The sequence below is a fragment of the Ralstonia sp. RL genome (assembly GCF_001683835.1).
Lineage (GTDB): Bacteria > Pseudomonadota > Gammaproteobacteria > Burkholderiales > Burkholderiaceae > Ralstonia > Ralstonia mannitolilytica.
On record NZ_LWRX01000171.1, the window covers coordinates 18,863 to 38,296 of the forward strand.

Here is a 19,434-nt window from a genome sequence, read left to right on the forward strand (position 1 = left end):
TCGCCGTCCCCGGGCGTATTTGTAGTGGGCGTGCCCGAAGCGTGGCAAACTACAAATTCTTCGCGAGACGTTAAATTTTTCTTAACGAGAACGCATGCCACGGCGCCTCCCTCCCCTCAATGCATTGCGTGTCTTTGAAGTCGCGGGCCGTCACCTGAGTTTCAGCCGGGCCGCCGACGAGCTTTGCGTCACCAATGCCGCCGTCAGCCACCAGATCAAGCAGCTCGAAGATCATCTGGGGAAAAAGCTGTTCGCCCGCCGCAACAACCAGCTCACGCTGACAGACGCCGGCGAGAACTACCTGCCCCGTGTGCGCGATGCCCTGCGCGCACTCGAGCAGGCCACCGACCTGCTGATGGACACCGCCGATGCGCCCCTGCGCGTGGCCGTCCCGCCGACCTTCGGCGCCAAGTGGCTGGTTCCGCGGCTGTATCGCTTCTTCAACCAGCATCCGCATGTGCGCGTCGAGGTCTCCACCGCCGACGTGCAGGACCACGGCCAGTTCGACCTGTGCATCGACGACCGCCAGGTCAATGCGCCGAACCTGCGCGTGGAATGGTTCACCTCCACCGACTTCTTTCCCGTCTGCAACGCTGCGCTGCAGGCGGCCATCCGCATGCCGCAGGACCTGGCCGCCCATACGCTGCTGCACGAACGCGGCGGACGCCACCTCGCGCACCACCCCACCTGGCAGCAATGGCTCGACGAGGTGGGCGTGCGCCAGATCGACGCGACGCGCGGCCCGGCATTCTCCGAAGCGCTGATGGCACTGCAGGCCGCGATCGACGGCCACGGCGTGGCGCTGGGCCAGGGCATCCTCGTCGAATACGACATCGCCGCCGGCCGGCTCACGCGCCCGCTGGCGACCGAGGCGTCGCTGCGCCTGTCGTACTACCTGATCCACCCGCACCAGGCTGCCGAACACCCCGGCTTTGCGCTGTTCCGCCAATGGCTCATCGATGAAGTCGCACGCAGCGGCGGGCGCGCGCGCAACGTGCCGCCCACCAGCGAGGTGTTTTGATTTCTTTTTGATTGTGTCGTGGCGGGCGCTCTACACTAGTCGTCCCTGGTTGCCCTGAGCCGAACAAGGAGCCCGCCATGAGCATCCCCCGCCCCGCCAACACACCGTGGCTCGTGCCCTACCTGACCGTGCGCGACGCGTCGGCCGCCATCAGCTTCTATCGCAACGCGTTCGGTTTCGATGTGCAGGACGAAGTTCATGACCATGGCAGGCCGATCCACGTCGAGATGACCTACCACGGTGAACTGACGCTGATGTTCGCCCCCGAGGGCGCCTTCGGCTCCACCGCCAAGGCGCCGGCCAGCGCGGGCTTTGAATGCCCGCAGAACTTCCACCTGTATTGCGAAGACGTCGATGCCGTCTACCAGCGCGCGCTGAACCAGGGCGCCACGTCGGTCATGGCCCCGCACGACGCCTTCTGGGGCGAACGCTACGCCGCCGTGCGCGACCCCGACGGCTACCGCTGGGGCCTGGCCTGCCGCCCCGCCGCAGCCGCCTGATTGCCTGATCGCCTGACCGGATTCACCACAAGGACCGCTTCAAATGGGGCTTCCCCGCTTTTACGTCGACACCCCGCTCGCCCCGGACACCACCGTCGCGCTGCCTGAACCGGTGACGCGCCATATCCATGTGCTGCGCCTGGCCGTGGGCGATGACGTCTGCCTGTTCGACGGCTCCGGCCAGGAATTCCGGGCGCGGCTCGACGCCATCAACAAGCGCGATGCCACCGCCACCCTCGCAGAGGCGACGCAACCCGATACCGAAGCACGCTATCACCTGACGCTCGCCCAGGGCATCGCCGGCGGCGACAAGATGGACTGGCTGATCGAAAAAGCCGTCGAGCTTGGCGTGCACGCCATCGCCCCGCTGCAGACCGAGCGCGGCGTGGTGCGGCTCTCCGGCGAGCGCGCCGTCAAACGCGTGCAGCACTGGCAGGCGCTCGTACAGGCCGCATGCGAGCAATGCGGCCGTGCGCGCGTGCCAAGCGTCGCACCCATCGCCACGCTGCGTGAGTGGCTGGCTGCCGCCCGCTCGACCGACACACCGCGCGTGTTGCTGTCGCCGCGCGGCACGCAATCGCTCACGCAGTGGGCGGCGCAATCCCGCGCACGCATCGAAGCTGCGGGCATCGTTGTGCTGATCGGCCCCGAAGGCGGCCTTTCCCCCGACGAAGAAGCGCTTGTCCAGGCTGCCGGTTTCTTACCACTGACACTTGGACGACGTATTCTCAGAACGGAATCGGCTGCGCTGGTGGCCGTGTCCGCGCTGCACGCCGTACTTGGCGAGTTTTGAGCTCTGACGACAACACCTTGACCGTTTGATCTCACCCCGGCGGGCTTTCCCCCTTTGCCCGCCACTGACCAAAGGAGCTTCATCATGGGTCTACTCGATTCCATCCTCGGCGGCACTGACGCCAATGGCGCGCCATCGTCCCTGCTCGGCAACAAGAAGCTATTGCTCGCCGTGGGCGTGCTGGCGTACCTGGCGATGAAGCACCGGTCCCAAGGTGCCGACGACGCTGCGCCGCAGGCCCAGGCGGACCAGGGCGGCGGCCTGTTCGGTTCGCTCGGCGGCCTGCTCGGTGCAGCCGGTGGCGCGGGGCCCTTGGCAGCCTGCTCGGCGGGGCCGGCGCAGGTGGCCTGGGCGGCCTGCTAGGCGGGCTGCTTGGCGGTGGCAACGCCGACCATGCGGCTGCCGTCGATGCGGCAGCCCCGGCCGGCATCGGCCCGCTGCAGCAGATCCTGGAGCAGGCCGGCCTGGGCGAACAGGTGAAGTCGTGGATCGGCAACGGGCAAAACCTGCCGGTGTCCGGCGAACAGATCGCACAGGCGCTGGGCGGCACGGGCGCCCTGTCGCAACTCGCGTCGAGCTTCGGAATCAACGAAAGCGATCTTGCCGACCAGCTCGCGGAAGGCCTGCCCGAGGCGGTAAACCACCTGACGCCGCAAGGCACGCTGCCCAACGCCTGAGCGGCAAGCCCCCAACAGCAGAAAGCCCGCAAGCGCGGGCTTTTCTTGTCTTCAGGCCGAGGCTGCATCACGCCGCGCCGTACGCCGCCCGCCCAGCCGCGCGCAAGGCTTCCACCACGTGCAGCGCGGCGGGCGACAGCAACCGGTCCGTGCGCGTGATGATGCCGAAGTCGTCCATCTGGCACGGCATCGGCAGCGGCAGGATCTCCACCATGCGATACGACGCGTAGTACTGCGCGACGTCGACGCCAATCACGGCCAGCATGTCGCTCTGCTCGAGGATGCGCGTGAGGAACAGCAGCGCGGAGGTCTCCACCACGCTCGTCGGTGCGGTCAGGCTGGCGCGCTGGAACATGAGATCGAACCGATGGCGCAGCACGCTGCCGATGGGCGGCACCACCCATGTGGCCGATTGCACATCGTTCAGCGTCAGGCTCGGCTCGGCCAGCAGCGGATGCCCCGGGCGGGCGACTGCCACCACCGGCTCGTCGGCCAGGGGCTCGTAGCGCAGGTGCAGCTTGTCGTGCTCGGCAAACAGCCGGCCGACGACAAGGTCGAGCTTGTCTTGCGCCAAGCGCTCCAGCAGCACGTTGCTGTTCTCGATCTCGAGCGACACCCGCAGCCCCGGGTGCTCGCGCGTGACCTGCGCCACCACCGGCGGCAGCAGCCGCACGCCCGGCGACGTGATCGTGCCCACCGCCACATGACCAAGGTGGCCGGCCTTGAGGCCCAGCACTTCCTCCTGCGCCTGGTCCAGGCTGCCGACCACCGCGCGTGCGTGGCGGATCAACGCTTCGCCATAGCGCGTCGGCCGCATGCCGCGCGGCATGCGCTCGAACAGCGGCACGTCGAGCATCGCCTCGAGCTCGCGCAGCAGCTTGGAGGCGGCCGGCTGCGTCATGTTGAGCACCGCGGCGGCGCGGTGGATGTTGCCTTCCTCAGCCAGCGCAATAAGCAGCAGGAGTTGCCGCGTCTTCAGGCGCGCACGCACGTACCACGGACTGGTGTTCGACATCGGAGTGTTCCTGGGATATCGGATTCGATATCGGTAGGGGCCAATATTTCATTGGAAGGATATCAGGGCCCTCCGTACACTCGGGGCGATCAAAACCACAACCACACCGGAGACAACGGACGCCCCGCGGCTTCTGCATGCTGCGCCGCCAGTATTGCGCGCGTCCGTCCCACACGCACCCATGGCGGAAACAAAACCCAAGCTGCGCTCGGCCCAATGGTTCGGCACTGCCGACAAGAACGGCTTCATGTACCGGAGCTGGATGAAGAACCAGGGCATTCCCGATCATGAGTTCGACGGCCGCCCGGTCATCGGCATCTGCAACACTTGGTCGGAGCTCACGCCGTGCAACGCGCATTTCCGCAAGCTGGCGGAGCACGTCAAGCGTGGCATCTACGAAGCGGGCGGATTTCCGGTGGAGTTTCCGGTGTTCTCCAATGGCGAATCGAACCTGCGCCCGACCGCCATGCTCACACGCAACCTCGCGGCCATGGACGTCGAAGAGGCGATTCGCGGCAACCCGATCGACGCGGTGGTGTTGCTCACCGGCTGCGACAAGACCACGCCGGCCCTGCTGATGGGCGCGGCAAGCTGCGACGTGCCGGCCATCGTGGTGACCGGCGGGCCGATGCTCAACGGCAAGCTCGACGGCAAGAACATCGGCTCGGGCACCGCCGTGTGGCAACTGCACGAAGCGCTCAAGGCCGGCGAGATCGAGCTGCATCACTTCCTCTCGGCCGAAGCGGGGATGTCGCGCTCGGCCGGCACGTGCAACACGATGGGCACGGCGTCCACCATGGCGTGCATGGCGGAGGCGCTGGGCACCTCGCTGCCGCACAACGCGGCCATCCCGGCGGTGGATGCGCGGCGCTACGTGCTGGCGCACATGTCGGGCATCCGCATCGTCGAGATGGCCCTGGAAGGGCTGACGCTGTCGAAGGTCCTCACGCGCGAAGCGTTCGAGAACGCCATCCGCGTGAACGCAGCGATCGGCGGCTCGACCAATGCGGTCATCCACCTCAAGGCGATTGCCGGGCGCATCGGCGTGCCGCTCGAGCTCGAAGACTGGACGCGCATCGGGCGCAACACGCCGACCATCGTTGACCTGATGCCCTCGGGCCGCTTCCTGATGGAGGAGTTCTATTACGCCGGCGGCCTGCCAGCCGTGCTGCGCCGCCTGGGCGAGGCCAAGCTGCTGCCGCATCCCGACGCGCTGACGGTCAACGGCAAGACCCTGTGGGAGAACGTCAAGGACGCGCCCATCACCGACGACGAAGTCATCCGCCCGCTCAGCAAGCCGCTGATCGCCGACGGCGGCATCCGCGTGCTGCGTGGCAACCTGGCGCCGCGCGGTGCGGTGCTCAAACCCTCCGCGGCGAGTCCGGAGCTGCTCAAGCATCGCGGCCGCGCCGTCGTGTTCGAAAATCTCGAGCACTACAAGGAGCGCATCGTCGACGAAACCCTGGAGGTGGATGCCAGCTCCGTGCTCGTGATGAAGAACTGCGGACCGAAGGGCTATCCGGGCATGGCCGAGGTCGGCAACATGGGCCTGCCGCCCAAGCTGCTGCGTCAGGGCGTGAAGGACATGGTGCGCATCTCCGACGCCCGCATGAGCGGTACCGCCTACGGCACGGTGGTGCTGCACGTGGCGCCCGAAGCCGCCGCCGGTGGACCGCTCGCGGCCGTGCAGGACGGCGACTGGATCGAACTCGACTGCGAGGCCGGCACGCTGCACCTCGACATCTCGCCTGAAGAACTCGCCAGCCGCCTGGCGGCCTACCCGCACCAGCGCTCGCACGGCGAAGCGGGAGGTTACCAGCGCCTGTACGTCAACCACGTGCTGCAGGCCGACGAAGGCTGCGACCTCGATTTCCTGGTCGGCTGCCGGGGCGCGGCCGTGCCGCGCCACTCCCACTGAGCCGAGGGCACACATGGCGACCACTCAAACCGTCAGCACGCCGACTTCGGCCCGCACCGCCCACACCAACCCGGCCGACGCCTCGCAGGAGCAGCGCATCATCGGCATGCTCACGCGCAAGCTGATGCCGTTTCTCGCGCTCATCTACGTGGTGGCGTATATCGACCGCTCGGTGGTCGGATTTGCGAAGCTGCACATGAATGCGGCGGTCGGTATCGGCGATGCGGCCTACGGGTTGGGCGCAGGGTTGTTCTTTGTCGGCTATTTCCTGTGTGAAGTGCCGAGCAACCTGGCGCTGGAACGCTTTGGCGCGCGCCGCTGGTTCGCGCGCATCCTGTTCACCTGGGGCGTGATCACCATGGCCATGGCGCTCGTGAGCGGGCCCGTCAGCTTCTACGTGCTGCGCTTTCTGCTCGGTGCGGCCGAAGCCGGCCTGTACCCCGGCATCCTCTACTTCCTGACCAAGTGGTTTCCGATGCGCCATCGCGCACGCGTCGTCGGCCTGCTGGTGCTGGCGCAGCCCATCGCGCTCATCATCACGGGGCCGGTGGCAGGGTGGCTGCTGTCGGTGCCCGGCGCGTTCGGGCTGTCGAGCTGGCAGATGCTGTTCGTGTGGAGCGGCTTGCCGGCTGTGCTGCTGTGCCTGCCCACGCTGCGCGTGCTGCCGGAATCCCCGGCGCATGCACGGTGGCTGCCCGCCGCCGACCGCGCGTGGATCGAGCACGAGCTGGCCGCAGACCACGCCGCCTATGCGCTGAAGTCGCACGGCAATCCGCTCAAGGCGCTCAAGGATGTGCGCGTCCTGGCGCTGGCGCTGCTGTTCCTGCCGTTTCCCCTGAGCATCTACGGCCTCTCGCTGTGGCTGCCGACCATCATCAAGCAGTTTGGCGTGAGCGATGCCACCACGGGCGTGCTGTCGGCGGTGCCATATCTGTTTGCCGTGGTGGGCCTGCTCCTGGTGCCGCGCCATTCGGACCGCACGGGCGAGCGGTACTGGCATATCGCCGCCCTGTCGGCGCTGGCTGCGGTGGGCATGGCGGCCAGCGCGTGGGCGCAAACGCCCGCGCTGCAACTGGCCTGCCTGTGCCTCTTCGGGTTTGCGGCCTATGCGATCCAGGCCGTGGTGTGGGCGCTCCCGGGGCAGTTCCTGACAGGCGCGAGCGCCGCGGTCGGCATCGCCACCATCAATTCGCTGGCCAATCTGGGCGGCTACTTCGGCCCTTACGGCATCGGCGTCATCAAGAACGCCACGGGCAGCCTGTCCGCCGGCCTGTACTTCCTCGCCGCCGCGCTCGTGTTTGCCGTGATGATGACGTTTGTCGTGCGCGCCCTGCTGACGGCGCGGCCTGCACGCTGATCGCAACACGTTCGCTGACTTCCTCCCATTCCAGATTCCATGACCCGCAAGCCGCGCTATCAGGGCATCTTTCCGGTGGTGCCCACCACGTTCACAGAAGCCGGCGAGCTCGACCTCGCCAGCCAGAAACGTGCCATCGACTTCATGATCGACGCGGGCTCGGACGGCCTGTGCATCCTGGCCAACTTTTCGGAGCAGTTCTCGCTGTCCGACGACGAGCGCGAAGTGCTCACCCGCACGGCGCTCGAGCACGTGGCGGGCCGCGTGCCGGTGATTGTCACCACGTCGCACTACAGCAGCCAGGTGTGCGCACAGCGCAGCCGCCGCGCCCAGGACATGGGCGCCGCCATGCTGATGATGATGCCGCCGTACCACGGCGCCACCTTCCGCGTGCCAGAGGCGCAGATCTACGAATTCTTCGCGCGCGTGTCCGACGCGGTGGACATTCCGATCATGATCCAGGATGCGCCGGCCAGCGGCACGGTGCTGTCGCCCGCCTTCCTCGCGCGCATGGCCCGCGAGATCGAGCAAGTGGCCTACTTCAAGATCGAAACGCCCGGGGCTGCGGCCAAGCTGCGCGAACTGATCCGCCTCGGCGGTGACGCGGTGGAAGGCCCCTGGGACGGCGAAGAAGCCATCACGCTGCTGGCCGATCTCGACGCCGGCGCCACGGGCAGCATGACCGGCGGCGCGTATCCCGACGGCATCCGGCCGATCATCGAGGCGCACGCCCAAGGGCAGCTCGACCTAGCCTTCGAGCGCTATCAGCGCTGGTTGCCGCTCATCAATCACGAGAACCGCCAGGCCGGCCTCCTCGCCGCCAAGGCGCTGATGAAGGAAGGCGGCGTGATCGCGTGCGAGGCGCCGCGCCACCCGTTGCCGCCGATGCATCCGGAAACGCGGCGCGGCCTGATCGACATTGCGCGGCGGCTCGATCCGCTCGTGCTGCGCTGGGGGCGATAGACCATGCACCGAGAACTCACGCAGGTGTCGATCGGCATCGTCGGTGTGGGCAAGATCGCGCGCGATCAGCACCTGCCGGCGTTGGCCGCAGAACCGGGGTTCAGCCTGGCAGCGTGTGCGAGCCCGCATTCGCGTGTGGAGGGGCTGCGGCACTACACGTCGCTCGAGGCCATGCTGGCCGCCGAGCAGGAGTTGCAGGCCGTATCGCTGTGCACGCCGCCGCAGGTGCGCTTTGCGCAAGCCCGCACGGCACTGGCCGCCGGCAAGCACGTGATGCTGGAGAAGCCGCCCGGCGCCAGCGTGTCCGAAGTCGGCCTCCTCGCCCAGATGGCACGCGAACGTGGCCGCACGCTGTTCGCGTCCTGGCATTCGCGCCACGCCCCGGGGGTCGAGGCGGCACGCGCGTGGCTTGCTGAGCGGGCCATCTTCTCGGTCGACGTGCAATGGAAGGAAGACGTGCGCCGTTGGCACCCGAACCAGCAGTGGATCTGGGAACCAGGCGGGCTGGGCGTGTTCGACCCCGGCATCAACGCGCTGTCGATCCTGACGCGCATCCTGCCGCGCGCGTTCTTCCTGGAGTCCGCCGAGCTGTGGGTACCCGCCAACCAGCAAACGCCGATTGCCGCGAACCTCAACTTTACGGATGCGCGCGGCACGCCCATCCACGCGGAGTTCGACTGGCGCCACGATGCCGGCGAGCTCTGGCAGATCGAAGTCGCCACGCGTGACGGCACGCTGCGGCTCGCGCATGGCGGCAAGGAACTGACCATCGACCGGGTCGGTATCGAGATCGGCCCGGAGCGCGAATACCCCAGCCTGTACGCCCGCTTTCTTGAGCTGATCCACGCCGGCCAGAGCGACGTGGACGTCCGCCCGCTGCAGCACGTGGCCGACGCCATGCTGCTCGGCCGGCGCCACCTGGTCGAACCGTTCGAGCCCTGAAGTCACACCGCAGTACGTCGTGCCACTAGAGCCATACCAACGAGGAGACAAACCATGCAACACAAACTTCGCCGGCTGACCCTGTCCGCCCTGGCCGCTGCCCTGTGCCTGGGGTCGCTGGCCGCCAGCCTGCCCGCCCATGCAGACGAGCCGCTCAAGATCGGCTTCCTGGTCAAGATGCCCGAGCAGGCCTGGTTCATCAACGAGCAGAAGGCCGCCACGGATCTCGGCAAGAAGGAAGGCTTCACGGTCGTGAACATCGGTACGCCCGATGGCGAGAAGGTGCTGTCCGCCATCGACAACCTCGGCGCGCAAGGCGCCAAGGGCTTTGTCATCTGTGCGCCCGACGTGCGCCTGGGCCCGGCCATCAAGGCGCGCGCCAAGCGCTATGACATGAAGTTCGTCACCGTGGACGATCAACTCGTGGATTCGTCCGGCAAGCCGCTGGCCGACGTGCCGCACCTCGGCATGTCCGCCTTCAAGATCGGCAACCAGGTCGGCCAGGCCATCTCCGACGAGATGAAGCGCCGCGGCTGGAAACCCGAAGAGGTCGGCGCGCTGCGCATCACCAACTACGAGTTGCCGACCGCCAAGCTGCGCACCGACGGCGCCACGCAGACGCTGCTGGCCGGCGGCTTCAAGAAAGAGAACATCTTCGACGCGCCGCAGAAGACCACCGATGACGCAGGCGGCTTCAATGCGGCGTCGCCGGTGCTGGCGCAGCATCCGAACATCAAGAAGTGGGTGATCTTCGCGCTCAACGAAGAAACCGTGCTGGGCGGCGTGCGGGCGACGGAGCAATTGCACATTCCCGCGGCCGATGTGATCGGCGTCGGCATCAACGGCGCGGGGGAGGCGTTTGCCGAGTTCCAGCGCAAGGAACCGACAGGCTTCTTCGGCACGATCGCCGTGAGTTCGACGAGCCACGGCAAGGACAGCGCCGCCAACCTCGTCCAGTGGATCAAGACCGGCAAGCAGCCGCCCGCCGATACGCAGACCACCGGCAAGCTGATGACGCGCAGCAACTGGCAGGAGGTGCGCAAGGAACTGGGCATTTGATGCAACGCGCGGCGCGGGCCTGCTCCGCGCCCCACGCGCATCCGCAAAGAGCAATCGATGACAGTCCAATCACTTGATGCGAGCGGTCCGGCCGACGCTTCCGCTGGCGCCTATCTGAAGCTCGACGGCATCACCGTGCGCTTTCCTGGCGTGCTGGCGCTCGACCACGTATCGCTCGACATCCGTCGCGGCGAGGTGCACGGCCTGATGGGCGAGAACGGCGCCGGCAAATCGACGCTGCTCAAGGTGCTGTCGGGCGTCAACCAACCGGAGGACGGCACGCTGTCGCTCGGCGGCGTGCCGCAGCAGTTCACGAACACGCGCGCGGCCATCGCGGCGGGCATTGCGATCATCTACCAGGAACTGCACCTCGTGCCGGAGCTGACGGTGGCCGAAAACCTGATGCTCGGCGCGCTGCCCAACCGCCTCGGCGTGCTCGACGAGAAAACGCTCATGGCGCGTGCGCTGCGCGAGCTCGAACGCCTCGGCGAGAAGCTGGACCCGAACCAGCCGGTCAAGCACCTGTCGATCGGCCAGCGCCAGATGATCGAGATCGGCAAGGCGCTGATGCGCGATGCGCGCGTCATCGCATTTGACGAGCCGACGAGTTCGCTGTCCTCGCGCGAGACGCAGCAGCTGTTCCGCATCATCCGCGCGCTGCGGGCCGAAGGCCGCGCCGTCATCTACGTGACGCACCGCATGGAAGAGGTGTACGAGCTGTGCGACCGCGTCACCGTGTTCCGGGACGGCCGGCGCATCGACACGTTCGACGCCGGCGCGGGCCTCGACCGCGAACGGCTGATCCGCGGCATGGTCGGCCGCGACATCCAGGACGTCTACGGCTACCGGCCACGCCAGCTCGGCGAGGTGCAGGTCGACGTGCGCGGCCTGATGGGCCCGGGCCTGCGCGAACCCGCCTCGTTCACGGCACGCGCCGGCGAGATCGTGGGCTTCTTCGGGCTGGTCGGCGCGGGGCGCTCGGAATTGATGAAGCTGCTGTACGGCGCAGTCAAGCCGACCGCAGGCGAGGTGCACCTCAAAGGCAGGCGCGTACAGTTCAGCACGCCGCGCGATGCCGTGCGCGCCGGCGTCGCCCTCTGTCCGGAAGACCGCAAGCAGGAAGGCATCGTCGCCATCGCCTCGGTGTCGGACAACCTCAACATCAGCTGCCGGCGCCACTTCAGCCGCTTCAACGTGCTGAACAACCGGCAGGAGGCGCGGACCACGAAGGCGTTCATCGACAAGCTTGCCATCAAGACGCGCAACGGCGACACGCCGATCGGCAAGCTCTCGGGCGGCAACCAGCAGAAGGTGATCCTGTCGCGCTGGCTGGCCGAAGACATCGACGTCTTCCTGATGGACGAGCCCACGCGCGGCATCGACGTCGGCGCCCGCAGCGAGATCTACAGCCTGCTCTACGGCCTGGCCGAGGCCGGGCGCACCGTCATCGTCGTGTCGAGCGACCTGGCCGAAGTCATCGGCGTGGCCGACCGCGTGCTCGTCATGAAGGAAGGCCGCATCGTCGGCGATCTGCCGAGGCAGCACGCCACGCCCGACGCACTGATCAAACTCGCGCTGCCGCGCTGAAGGCGCGCCACTCACGGGCCGCGCAACGACCATGGAAACCGAACCTATGCAAACGCCATCCACCGAACCTGTGCCGGGCGCGCCATCGCTGGCACCTCCGCGCCTCGGCAACCGCGCCACCCTGGCGTGGGAACTCGTCAACCGATCGGGCATCGTCGTGGTGTTCCTGCTGCTGTTTGCGACCCTCGCCTTCACCGTGCCGGGCTTCGTGAGCAGCCGCAACATCCAGGGCCTGCTGCTGTCGGTCACCCTCATCGGCTCGATCTCGGTGACGATGATGTTCGTGCTCGCGCTCGGCGAGGTCGACCTGTCCGTCGCGTCCATCGTCGCGTTCGCGGGCGTGGTCGCCTCCACGCTCATCACCGCCACGCACAGCGTGATGCTGGGCGTGGCGGCGGGCGTGCTGGCCGGCGGCCTGGTCGGGCTGGTCAACGGGGTGCTCGTGGCGCGGTACCAGATCAACTCGCTGATCGTCACGCTGGCCATGATGGAAGTCGTACGCGGCCTCGCCTACATCACCTCCAACGGCGACGCGGTGATGATTTCCGAAGAGCGTTTCTTCGATCTCGGCGGCGGCGCGTTCCTGGGCATCTCCTACCCGATCTGGAGCAACATCGTCGGCTTCGCGCTGTTCGGCTTCCTGCTCAAGAAGACCGTCTTCGGCAAGAACGTGCTGGCCGTGGGCGGCAATGAGGAGGCGGCCCTGCTGGCCGGCCTGCCGGTCATGCGCATCAAGATCGCCGTGTTCGTGCTGCAGGGCCTGGTGACGGGCTTTGCCGGCGTGATGCTCGCCTCGCGCATGAGCCTGGGCGACCCGAAGACGTCGGTCGGGCTGGAGCTCGGCGTGATTTCCGCTTGCGTGCTGGGCGGCGTCTCGCTGACGGGCGGCGTGGCGACGGTCTCGGGCGTCCTCGTCGGTGTGCTCATCATGGGATCCGTGCAGAACGCGATGAGCCTGATGAACGTCCCGACGTTCTATCAGTACCTGATCCGCGGCGGAATACTGCTGCTCGCGGTCTGGTTCGACCGCATCCGCCGCAACAAGCGCGCGGCCTGAGCCGCAGCGTTCACCAGACGCAAAAAAGCCCGCAGTTGCGGGCTTTTTCATCGCTACGCCGAGGAACCGGCCGGCCGCCTCAGGCGAAAGAGTAGAACACGCGGAACTGCACCTTCCGCTCCGCCCAGAACTCGGCCGCATCGCGAAACACATCCAGCAGCGTCTCGCGCGCTTCCTTGTCGAACTTGGGCTGGCACGGCAGGCCCTCGAGCACGATCACGAAACCCGGTTGCGGGCCGGCCTTGTAGATCATGTCGGTCAGACAATCGGCCAGCGCATCGAAGTTCTTCCCGAAATGCTTGGGAAAGAGGAATTCGCGCGCGATGACGTCCAGCACTTCGCTCTTCGTGGTGGCCGCCGAACAGTTGGCGTACAGGAAGTGCTGGCCCAGGCTTGCCGCCGATTCGGCCAGGTCCGCCACGCGAAACGCACGAATCGACTGCACGATGTTCGGACGCACGGTCTTGAACAGGTTCATGGCGTCTTCGCGGCCTCCGTCGTCCGTCTTGGTAATGTCCTGCGTCATGCTCGTCTGCGGCGGTTTTGCCGTCGCACCCCCAAGGCGTGCGCCGAGGGATTGCATCCCGACCACGCCGTCGTACAGATTTTGCGCCTTGTGCCACGCTTCGCGGGCCACGCGCTCATCGCGTGCGGTGAGCGAGTCGTCCAGCCCAAACATGTTGGTCGTCATCGCTGTATCCGTTGAAAACTGTTGTAGTGATCTTCCGTGTAATAGCAGTCGTTGGCCGCCTGCTGATCGCCGCCGCAGATAATGCGCCTGGCGCCCCGGTTGCGGGCACCGCGCGTCTTGACGGTGTATTCGCGGTAGTAGCCGCGCCGTTGCGCCGGCAACCGTCGCTCATAATTGCCGAAGGTGGTGCCATCTTTCGCATACGGAAAGGGGCCGCCCTGCTCAATCAACGCGAGCGTGCGCTGCGCCTCGTTGGGCAAATCTGCGACGCGAATGGTTCCCAGCCCGGCGTTGAGATTCGTGGTATCTCGCGCAATCGCGCTGGCCGGCACTCCCGCCAGCAAGAACGCCAGCGTCGCCGCTACCGCGCCGCGCACCGCCACCTGGCAAACGGAGCGCCTGATCCACGCTCCAAGTCGCTTTGTCATCAGCAAGGCCCTAACGGGAGAATCGCGCCGACAGGACAGCCCGGCGCAGGTTACAAGCGCAGGCGGCCGTCTCGTGAATCCAGACGACCGGTTTGCAGCTGAAAGCGAAGCGGCTCAATCAAGAGGCCTTGCGGGGAGAATGACAAGTCGGGCGAGCGCCGAAGACGACTTGGGGAATCCTTCCGCTTGCAACACCGATTGCGTGCACAGAACAAGGCAAACCGAACGCGTACAAAACACCGCTTTTTTGACTGCGCCCAGGCGATTACCGGCCTCGTGTGCTCAGAAGCACCCCTTCAGGCCGTAAGGGTACGCTCATCGATGACAACAATCAACCGGCGGCCGATGTTGGAGCGGTTTTTTGTTGCCAGTCTTAACGCTGTCGCAATGTGAGCGCACACACACTTGGCGAGCCAAAAAAGAAGAGCGCAGCATCGTGCGCCCCCTTCTTGTGCAATGCCAATCAGCGCTGCACTTGCGCGGCCGCATCCACAACGGTCAGCGCCGTCATGTTAAGGATACGACGCACGGTGGCCGACGGCGTGAGGATGTGCACCGGCTTCTTCGCCCCGAGCAGGATCGGCCCAATGGCGATGTTGTTGCCGGCGGCCGTCTTGAGCAGGTTGTACGCGATGTTGGCGGCATCGATGTTCGGCATCACCAGCAGGTTCGCTTCACCTGCGAGGGTGGAGTCCGGCACCAGCGAGTTGCGCAGCTTTTCGTCCAGTGCGGCGTCCCCGTGCATTTCGCCGTCGACCTCGAGTTGCGGGGCACGTTCGCGCAAGATGGCGAGCGTTTCGCGCATCTTGACCGCCGACGGCGCCTCTGACGAGCCAAAGTTCGAGTGCGACACTAGCGCGACCTTCGGTTTGATGCCAAAGCGGCACAGCTCCTCGGCGGCCATGATGGTGATCTCCGCCAACTGCTCCGCCGTCGGGTCGATATTGACGTGGGTGTCGGCCAGGAAGATCTGACGCCCCGGCAGCACCAGACCATTCATTGCGGCGTATACGCTGTTCGTGCCACCCAGGACTTGGTCGATGTAACGGAGGTGCGCGGCCGTGTTGCTGACCGTGCCGCAGATCATGCCATCGGCTTCGCCCTTGTGGATCATGACCGCGCCGATGAGCGTCGAGCGGCGGCGCAGTTCGAGCTTGGCGTACTGTGGCGTCACGCCCTTGCGCGCCATGAGCTTGTAATAGGTTTCCCAGTACTCGCGGAAGCGCTGGTCGTGTTCGGGGTTGACCACGGTGAAATCCACGCCTTCGCGCAGGCGCAGGCCGAAGCGCTCGATGCGGTGTGCGATCACGCCCGGGCGGCCGATCAGGATCGGGCTGGCGAGCTTTTCGTCCACGACGATCTGGACGGCGCGCAGCACGCGCTCTTCCTCGCCCTCGGCAAAGATGATGCGCTTGTGCTCCATCGGCACCTTGCGGGCCGCCGAGAAGATCGGCTTCATCAGCGTGCCCGAGTGGTAGACGAACTGCTGCAGGTGCTGGCGATAGGCGTCCATGTCTTCGATCGGACGCTGCGCCACGCCCGAAAGCATGGCCGCCTGCGCCACGGCCGGCGCGATCTTGACGATCAGACGCGGGTCGAAGGGCTTCGGGATCAGGTATTCGGGGCCGAACGACAGATCCTGGATGCCGTAGGCGGAGGCGACGATGTCGCTCTGCTCCTGGCGGGCCAGCTCGGCCACGGCGTGCACGGCGGCAATTTCCATCTCACGCGTGATGGTCGTCGCGCCCACATCGAGCGCGCCGCGGAAGATGAACGGGAAGCACAGGACGTTGTTGACCTGGTTCGGGTAGTCCGTGCGACCCGTGCCCATGATGACGTCGGGGCGCACTTCCTTGGCCAGTTCCGGCAGGATTTCCGGGTTCGGGTTGGCCAGCGCGAAGATGATCGGCTTGTCGGCCATGCGCTTGACCATGTCCGGCTTGAGCACGCCCGCGGCCGACAGGCCCAGGAAGATGTCAGCGTCGTCAATGACTTCGGCCAGCGTGCGCTTGTCGGTCTTCTGCGCAAAGTGGGCCTTGTCCGGGTCCATCAGCTCGGTACGGCCTTCGTAGACGACACCGGCCAGGTCCGTCACCCAGATGTTCTCGCGCGGCAGGCCGAGGTCGACCAGCAGGTCCAGGCACGCCAGCGCTGCGGCGCCCGCGCCGGACGCAACCAGCTTGACCTTCTTGATGTCTTTGCCGACCACCTTGAGGGCATTGGTGATGCCCGCGCCCACGACGATCGCGGTGCCGTGCTGGTCGTCGTGGAAGACGGGAATCTTCATGCGCTTGCGCAACTCGCGCTCGACGAAGAAGCACTCGGGTGCCTTGATGTCTTCGAGGTTGATGCCGCCGAAGGTCGGCTCCAGCGAAGCGATGATGTCGACCAGCTTCTGCGGGTCTTTTTCGTTGATCTCGATGTCAAACACATCGATACCGGCGAATTTCTTGAACAAGCCCGCCTTGCCCTCCATCACCGGCTTGGAGGCTTCCGGGCCGATGTCGCCCAGGCCCAGCACGGCGGTGCCGTTGGTCACCACGCCCACCAGATTGCCGCGCGCGGTGTAGCGGAACGAATTGGCGACGTCTTCGACGATCTCTTCGCAGGCTGCGGCCACACCCGGCGAATAGGCCAGGGCCAGATCGCGCTGGTTCGACAGCGGCTTGGTCGGCGTGACCGAAATCTTGCCCGGCGTCGGAAACTCGTGGTACTCCAGCGCGGCCTTGCGCAAGGCGGCGCGTTGCTGCGCCTTGAGTTCTTCATCCGTGCGGGCGGGCTGCTGAGGCTGGGTATCCACCGTGGTCATGGGTCTCTCGTATCGGGTGGCCAGCGCGCACGCCGGCCGTCGCATCTAGCGGGCCGCCGGGAAACCCTCACGAGCGTCTCGGGATAGGCCGATATCCGGCCCTAGGTCCGCCTCCTTGGGCCCGTCATTTTATATAGTGAAAACTGATCTCACAACGGGATTTTGGGTAGGACTGCTGTGCGCATTCGCTACAATATTCCACCGCCTTGCCACGGCACCATCGGGCTTGCCCCACTTCCTTCCAACACCGCTGCCGTGCCCACATCCGCCGCGCCCTCCAACTCCGCCGATCTGACCGCAGAATTGTCGGAATTCGGGCTGATCCGCCGTTATTTCACGCGCCCCGCGCGCCGTGCCACGCTGGGGGTGGGCGACGACTGCGCCCTGCTCGGGCCGCGCCCCGGGCATGAACTCGCCATTTCGACCGATATGCTGGTCGCCGGCCGCCATTTCTTCGCGGATGCGCAGCCACGCGCACTTGGACACAAGGCGCTGGCTGTGAATCTGTCGGACCTGGCCGCCATGGGCGCGGAGCCTCGTGCGTTTACGCTGGCATTGGCGCTGCCCGACGCGAATCCCGCGTGGCTCGGCCCATTCTCGGAAGGGTTGCTGGCATTGGCGGACGCGCTCCATTGCGAGCTGATCGGCGGTGACACCACGCGCGGTCCGCTCACGCTCAGCCTGACCGTCTTTGGCGATGTCCCGGCCGACGTCGCACTGCGCCGCGATGCTGCCCGCCCAGGCGACGATGTGTGGCTTTCGGGCACCGTCGGGGATGCGAGGCTCGCACTGGGCGCGCTGCGCAACGAATGGCCGCTGCCACCCGGGGCGCTGGCCCAGGTGCAGCCGCGCATGGACATGCCGACGCCGCGCGTTGCACTGGGCCTCGCGCTGCGGGGCATCGCCCGGGCGGCGCTCGATGTTTCCGATGGGCTGCTCGGCGACCTGGGCCACATCCTGGCGCAATCGCGCGTCGGGGCGACGATCGACGTGGCGCGCGTGCCGCGCTCGGCGACGCTGTCTGCGCAACCGGCGGCGCTGCAGTTGCAATGCACGCTCGCCGGCGGGGACGACTACGAGCTTTGCTTCACCGCGCCGGCTGAGGCGCGCGGTGCCGTGGTGGCTGCCGGCCGGCAGGCAGGCGTGGCCGTCACGCGCATCGGCCGCATCGAAGCCGAAGCCGGGCTGCGCCTGGTGGACGCGCACGGGGCGCCGGTCACTTTCACGCACGGCAGCTTTGACCATTTTTCTTCCGCATCATGATGTCTTCTGCACCGTTTCCTCCCTCCAACCCGCCGGGCCAGCCCGAAGCCGTGATCCTCGAGGCAGGACAGACCGCGCAGGTCCGCCGCCCCACCGCCCGCTTCATGTTCGGCCATCCGGCGCGCATCCTGGCGCTCGGTTTTGGCTCGGGCCTCTCGCCGGTGCTGCCGGGCACGATGGGGACGCTGTATGCCTGGCTCATCTACGTGGTCTTGGCGCGCTGGATCAGCGGGCCGGCCTGGCTCGCGATTGCCGCCGTGGGCTTCGTGGTCGGCATCTGGGCCTGCGCCCGTACCGCGCGCGACCTGGGTGTGGCGGACCACGGTGCCATGGTGTGGGATGAAATGGTGGCGTTCTGGCTCGTCCTCGCCTTCGTGACGCCGACCACGCTGGGCGGGCAGTTTGCCGCGTTCCTGTGGTTCCGCTTCTTCGACATGGCCAAGCCCGCGCCCATCCGCCATTACGACCGCACGCTCAAGGGCTTTGGCCTGCGCGGTGGCTACGGCGTGATGGTCGACGACATTCTGGCGGCCTTCTACACGCTGCTCGTATTTGCGCTCTGGCGCTCGATCTGAAGTCTTTGAAGTCCGAAGTCCGGAAGGTATTGCAATGGCTGAATCCCGCGCACTGGCTCAACTGGCCGAACTGGTTGGCGACACACTCCACAAGCGCAGCCTGATGATGGCGACGGCCGAGTCGTGCACCGGCGGCCTCGTGTCGGCCGCGATCACAGATGTGTCAGGCTCGTCGGGATGGCTCGAGCGAGGCTTCGTGGTGTATTCCAACGAGGCCAAATCGCAGATGCTGGGAGTGCCGGCGGCGCTGATCCGCGAGCACGGCGCGGTGAGCGAGGCCGTCGCGCGCGCCATGGCCGAAGGCGCTGTGCTCAATAGCCGCGCCCAGATGGCGGTGGCGATTACCGGCGTGGCCGGCCCGACCGGCGGCACGCCCGACAAGCCGGTCGGCATGGTCTGCTTCGGCTGGAGCAACCGGCTGCAGACACGCGTGGAGACACGTCACTTCAAAGGCGATCGCAAGCAGGTGCGGCTGCAAGCGGCGGAGCACGCCCTGCGCGGCCTGCTCGACTTCCTGGACGCAGCCGAGTCCTGACCGCTTCAGTCGGTTGGATGATCGGGCCGTCGATGCGGCGCGTGGTCGTGTTCCGGCTGGTGTTCGTGATCGTGCTCGTGGCGACGGTCGCGATCGTGATCGCGGCGCGTCGTCTCATGCTCGTGGGTGTCGTCGCGCTCTTTCTCGAGCTTGCGGTCCGGATCCTTGCCCGTCTCGTCCCGGTGGGTACCGGCCACAGGCGGATGTGGATGCGTGGTCATGGCGTCCTCGCTCTCACAGCAAC

Annotated in this window: 18 protein-coding genes and 1 pseudogene; 14 read left to right on the top strand and 5 right to left on the bottom strand. The window is 66.7% G+C overall.

Features of this window, described 5'->3' with window-relative positions; translation table 11 throughout:
- Window positions 1-94 precede the first annotated feature (94 nt).
- The 4 genes and pseudogenes from gcvA to A6M56_RS17030 all read left to right on the top strand — a co-directional run bounded on the left by gcvA (window position 95) and on the right by A6M56_RS17030 (window position 2,991).
- Window positions 95-1,021: a transcriptional regulator GcvA gene (gene gcvA, locus A6M56_RS17015; RefSeq protein ID WP_102080116.1), complete on the top strand. Its 927-nt coding sequence runs from the start codon at window positions 95-97 to the stop codon at window positions 1,019-1,021.
- A 77-nt stretch (window positions 1,022-1,098) separates the two neighbouring features.
- Complete coding sequence (locus A6M56_RS17020; protein ID WP_045786007.1) at window positions 1,099-1,521, top strand: VOC family protein; 423 nt, start codon at window positions 1,099-1,101, stop codon at window positions 1,519-1,521.
- Window positions 1,522-1,564: 43 nt separating this feature from the next.
- Entirely contained in the window at window positions 1,565-2,314 is a 750-nt protein-coding gene (locus A6M56_RS17025) for a 16S rRNA (uracil(1498)-N(3))-methyltransferase (protein ID WP_045786006.1), read from the top strand.
- 84 nt (window positions 2,315-2,398) lie between these two features.
- Window positions 2,399-2,991: pseudogene (locus tag A6M56_RS17030) on the top strand (YidB family protein).
- Window positions 2,992-3,058: 67 nt separating this feature from the next.
- Here the strand turns inward: A6M56_RS17030 and A6M56_RS17035 are convergent.
- Entirely contained in the window at window positions 3,059-4,006 is a 948-nt protein-coding gene (locus A6M56_RS17035) for a LysR family transcriptional regulator (protein WP_102080117.1), read from the bottom strand.
- A 181-nt stretch (window positions 4,007-4,187) separates the two neighbouring features.
- Between A6M56_RS17035 and A6M56_RS17040 the strand changes: the two genes are divergently transcribed.
- From A6M56_RS17040 to araH, 7 genes are read left to right on the top strand one after another with little or no spacing between them, the layout of a single operon-like run.
- Window positions 4,188-5,924, top strand: coding sequence for an IlvD/Edd family dehydratase (locus A6M56_RS17040; protein WP_062737957.1), 1,737 nt, complete (start codon window positions 4,188-4,190; stop codon window positions 5,922-5,924).
- Window positions 5,925-5,937: 13 nt separating this feature from the next.
- Window positions 5,938-7,281 (top strand): MFS transporter, encoded by a 1,344-nt coding sequence (locus A6M56_RS17045; protein WP_102080118.1) that lies wholly within the window; start codon window positions 5,938-5,940, stop codon window positions 7,279-7,281.
- A gap of 39 nt (window positions 7,282-7,320) precedes the next feature.
- Complete coding sequence (locus tag A6M56_RS17050) at window positions 7,321-8,244, top strand: dihydrodipicolinate synthase family protein (RefSeq protein ID WP_102080119.1); 924 nt, start codon at window positions 7,321-7,323, stop codon at window positions 8,242-8,244.
- 3 nt (window positions 8,245-8,247) lie between these two features.
- Window positions 8,248-9,186: a Gfo/Idh/MocA family protein gene (locus tag A6M56_RS17055; RefSeq protein ID WP_062737960.1), complete on the top strand. Its 939-nt coding sequence runs from the start codon at window positions 8,248-8,250 to the stop codon at window positions 9,184-9,186.
- A 54-nt stretch (window positions 9,187-9,240) separates the two neighbouring features.
- Window positions 9,241-10,245: an arabinose ABC transporter substrate-binding protein gene (locus A6M56_RS17060; RefSeq protein ID WP_062737961.1), complete on the top strand. Its 1,005-nt coding sequence runs from the start codon at window positions 9,241-9,243 to the stop codon at window positions 10,243-10,245.
- 57 nt (window positions 10,246-10,302) lie between these two features.
- A complete protein-coding gene (gene araG, locus A6M56_RS17065; protein WP_045785998.1) occupies window positions 10,303-11,832 on the top strand; it encodes an L-arabinose ABC transporter ATP-binding protein AraG in 1,530 nt (509 codons plus the stop codon).
- A 46-nt stretch (window positions 11,833-11,878) separates the two neighbouring features.
- On the top strand, window positions 11,879-12,889 hold the full coding sequence (gene araH, locus A6M56_RS17070) for an L-arabinose ABC transporter permease AraH (RefSeq protein ID WP_062737962.1): 1,011 nt from the start codon (window positions 11,879-11,881) through the stop codon (window positions 12,887-12,889).
- A 79-nt stretch (window positions 12,890-12,968) separates the two neighbouring features.
- Here araH and A6M56_RS17075 read toward each other — a convergent pair whose 3' ends face one another.
- The 3 genes from A6M56_RS17075 to A6M56_RS17085 form a co-directional block, all read right to left on the bottom strand.
- Window positions 12,969-13,580: a barstar family protein gene (locus A6M56_RS17075; RefSeq protein ID WP_045785996.1), complete on the bottom strand. Its 612-nt coding sequence runs from the start codon at window positions 13,578-13,580 to the stop codon at window positions 12,969-12,971.
- Window positions 13,577-14,008, bottom strand: a complete 432-nt coding sequence (locus tag A6M56_RS17080) for a ribonuclease (RefSeq protein ID WP_102080120.1) — start codon at window positions 14,006-14,008, stop codon at window positions 13,577-13,579. The genes A6M56_RS17075 and A6M56_RS17080 overlap by 4 nt, the downstream gene beginning before the upstream one ends.
- 463 nt (window positions 14,009-14,471) lie before the next feature.
- Window positions 14,472-16,817: an NADP-dependent malic enzyme gene (locus tag A6M56_RS17085; protein WP_045785994.1), complete on the bottom strand. Its 2,346-nt coding sequence runs from the start codon at window positions 16,815-16,817 to the stop codon at window positions 14,472-14,474.
- Between the two features lie 255 nt (window positions 16,818-17,072).
- Between A6M56_RS17085 and thiL the strand changes: the two genes are divergently transcribed.
- The 3 genes from thiL to A6M56_RS17100 are packed head-to-tail and all read left to right on the top strand — an operon-like array spanning window position 17,073 to window position 19,190.
- On the top strand, window positions 17,073-18,080 hold the full coding sequence (gene thiL / locus A6M56_RS17090) for a thiamine-phosphate kinase (RefSeq protein WP_238587551.1): 1,008 nt from the start codon (window positions 17,073-17,075) through the stop codon (window positions 18,078-18,080).
- Window positions 18,077-18,655, top strand: coding sequence for a phosphatidylglycerophosphatase A family protein (locus tag A6M56_RS17095; protein WP_045785992.1), 579 nt, complete (start codon window positions 18,077-18,079; stop codon window positions 18,653-18,655). Before thiL ends, A6M56_RS17095 begins: the two co-directional genes overlap by 4 nt.
- Window positions 18,656-18,689: 34 nt before the next feature.
- A complete protein-coding gene (locus tag A6M56_RS17100; RefSeq protein WP_045785991.1) occupies window positions 18,690-19,190 on the top strand; it encodes a CinA family protein in 501 nt (166 codons plus the stop codon).
- A 5-nt stretch (window positions 19,191-19,195) separates the two neighbouring features.
- Here the strand turns inward: A6M56_RS17100 and A6M56_RS17105 are convergent, their stop codons facing one another.
- Window positions 19,196-19,411: a metal transporter gene (locus A6M56_RS17105; RefSeq protein WP_082062858.1), complete on the bottom strand. Its 216-nt coding sequence runs from the start codon at window positions 19,409-19,411 to the stop codon at window positions 19,196-19,198.
- Window positions 19,412-19,434: the final 23 nt, after the last annotated feature.

Coding starts and splice junctions, on each gene's coding strand:
- gcvA (WP_102080116.1), top strand. CDS start 95: ATGCCACGGCGCCTCCCTCCCCTCAATGCATTGCGTGTCTTTGAAGTC.
- A6M56_RS17020 (WP_045786007.1), top strand. CDS start 1,099: ATGAGCATCCCCCGCCCCGCCAACACACCGTGGCTCGTGCCCTACCTG.
- A6M56_RS17025 (WP_045786006.1), top strand. CDS start 1,565: ATGGGGCTTCCCCGCTTTTACGTCGACACCCCGCTCGCCCCGGACACC.
- A6M56_RS17035 (WP_102080117.1), bottom strand. CDS start 4,006: ATGTCGAACACCAGTCCGTGGTACGTGCGTGCGCGCCTGAAGACGCGG.
- A6M56_RS17040 (WP_062737957.1), top strand. CDS start 4,188: ATGGCGGAAACAAAACCCAAGCTGCGCTCGGCCCAATGGTTCGGCACT.
- A6M56_RS17045 (WP_102080118.1), top strand. CDS start 5,938: ATGGCGACCACTCAAACCGTCAGCACGCCGACTTCGGCCCGCACCGCC.
- A6M56_RS17050 (WP_102080119.1), top strand. CDS start 7,321: ATGACCCGCAAGCCGCGCTATCAGGGCATCTTTCCGGTGGTGCCCACC.
- A6M56_RS17055 (WP_062737960.1), top strand. CDS start 8,248: ATGCACCGAGAACTCACGCAGGTGTCGATCGGCATCGTCGGTGTGGGC.
- A6M56_RS17060 (WP_062737961.1), top strand. CDS start 9,241: ATGCAACACAAACTTCGCCGGCTGACCCTGTCCGCCCTGGCCGCTGCC.
- araG (WP_045785998.1), top strand. CDS start 10,303: ATGACAGTCCAATCACTTGATGCGAGCGGTCCGGCCGACGCTTCCGCT.
- araH (WP_062737962.1), top strand. CDS start 11,879: ATGCAAACGCCATCCACCGAACCTGTGCCGGGCGCGCCATCGCTGGCA.
- A6M56_RS17075 (WP_045785996.1), bottom strand. CDS start 13,580: ATGACGACCAACATGTTTGGGCTGGACGACTCGCTCACCGCACGCGAT.
- A6M56_RS17080 (WP_102080120.1), bottom strand. CDS start 14,008: ATGACAAAGCGACTTGGAGCGTGGATCAGGCGCTCCGTTTGCCAGGTG.
- A6M56_RS17085 (WP_045785994.1), bottom strand. CDS start 16,817: ATGACCACGGTGGATACCCAGCCTCAGCAGCCCGCCCGCACGGATGAA.
- A6M56_RS17095 (WP_045785992.1), top strand. CDS start 18,077: ATGATGTCTTCTGCACCGTTTCCTCCCTCCAACCCGCCGGGCCAGCCC.
- A6M56_RS17100 (WP_045785991.1), top strand. CDS start 18,690: ATGGCTGAATCCCGCGCACTGGCTCAACTGGCCGAACTGGTTGGCGAC.
- A6M56_RS17105 (WP_082062858.1), bottom strand. CDS start 19,411: ATGACCACGCATCCACATCCGCCTGTGGCCGGTACCCACCGGGACGAG.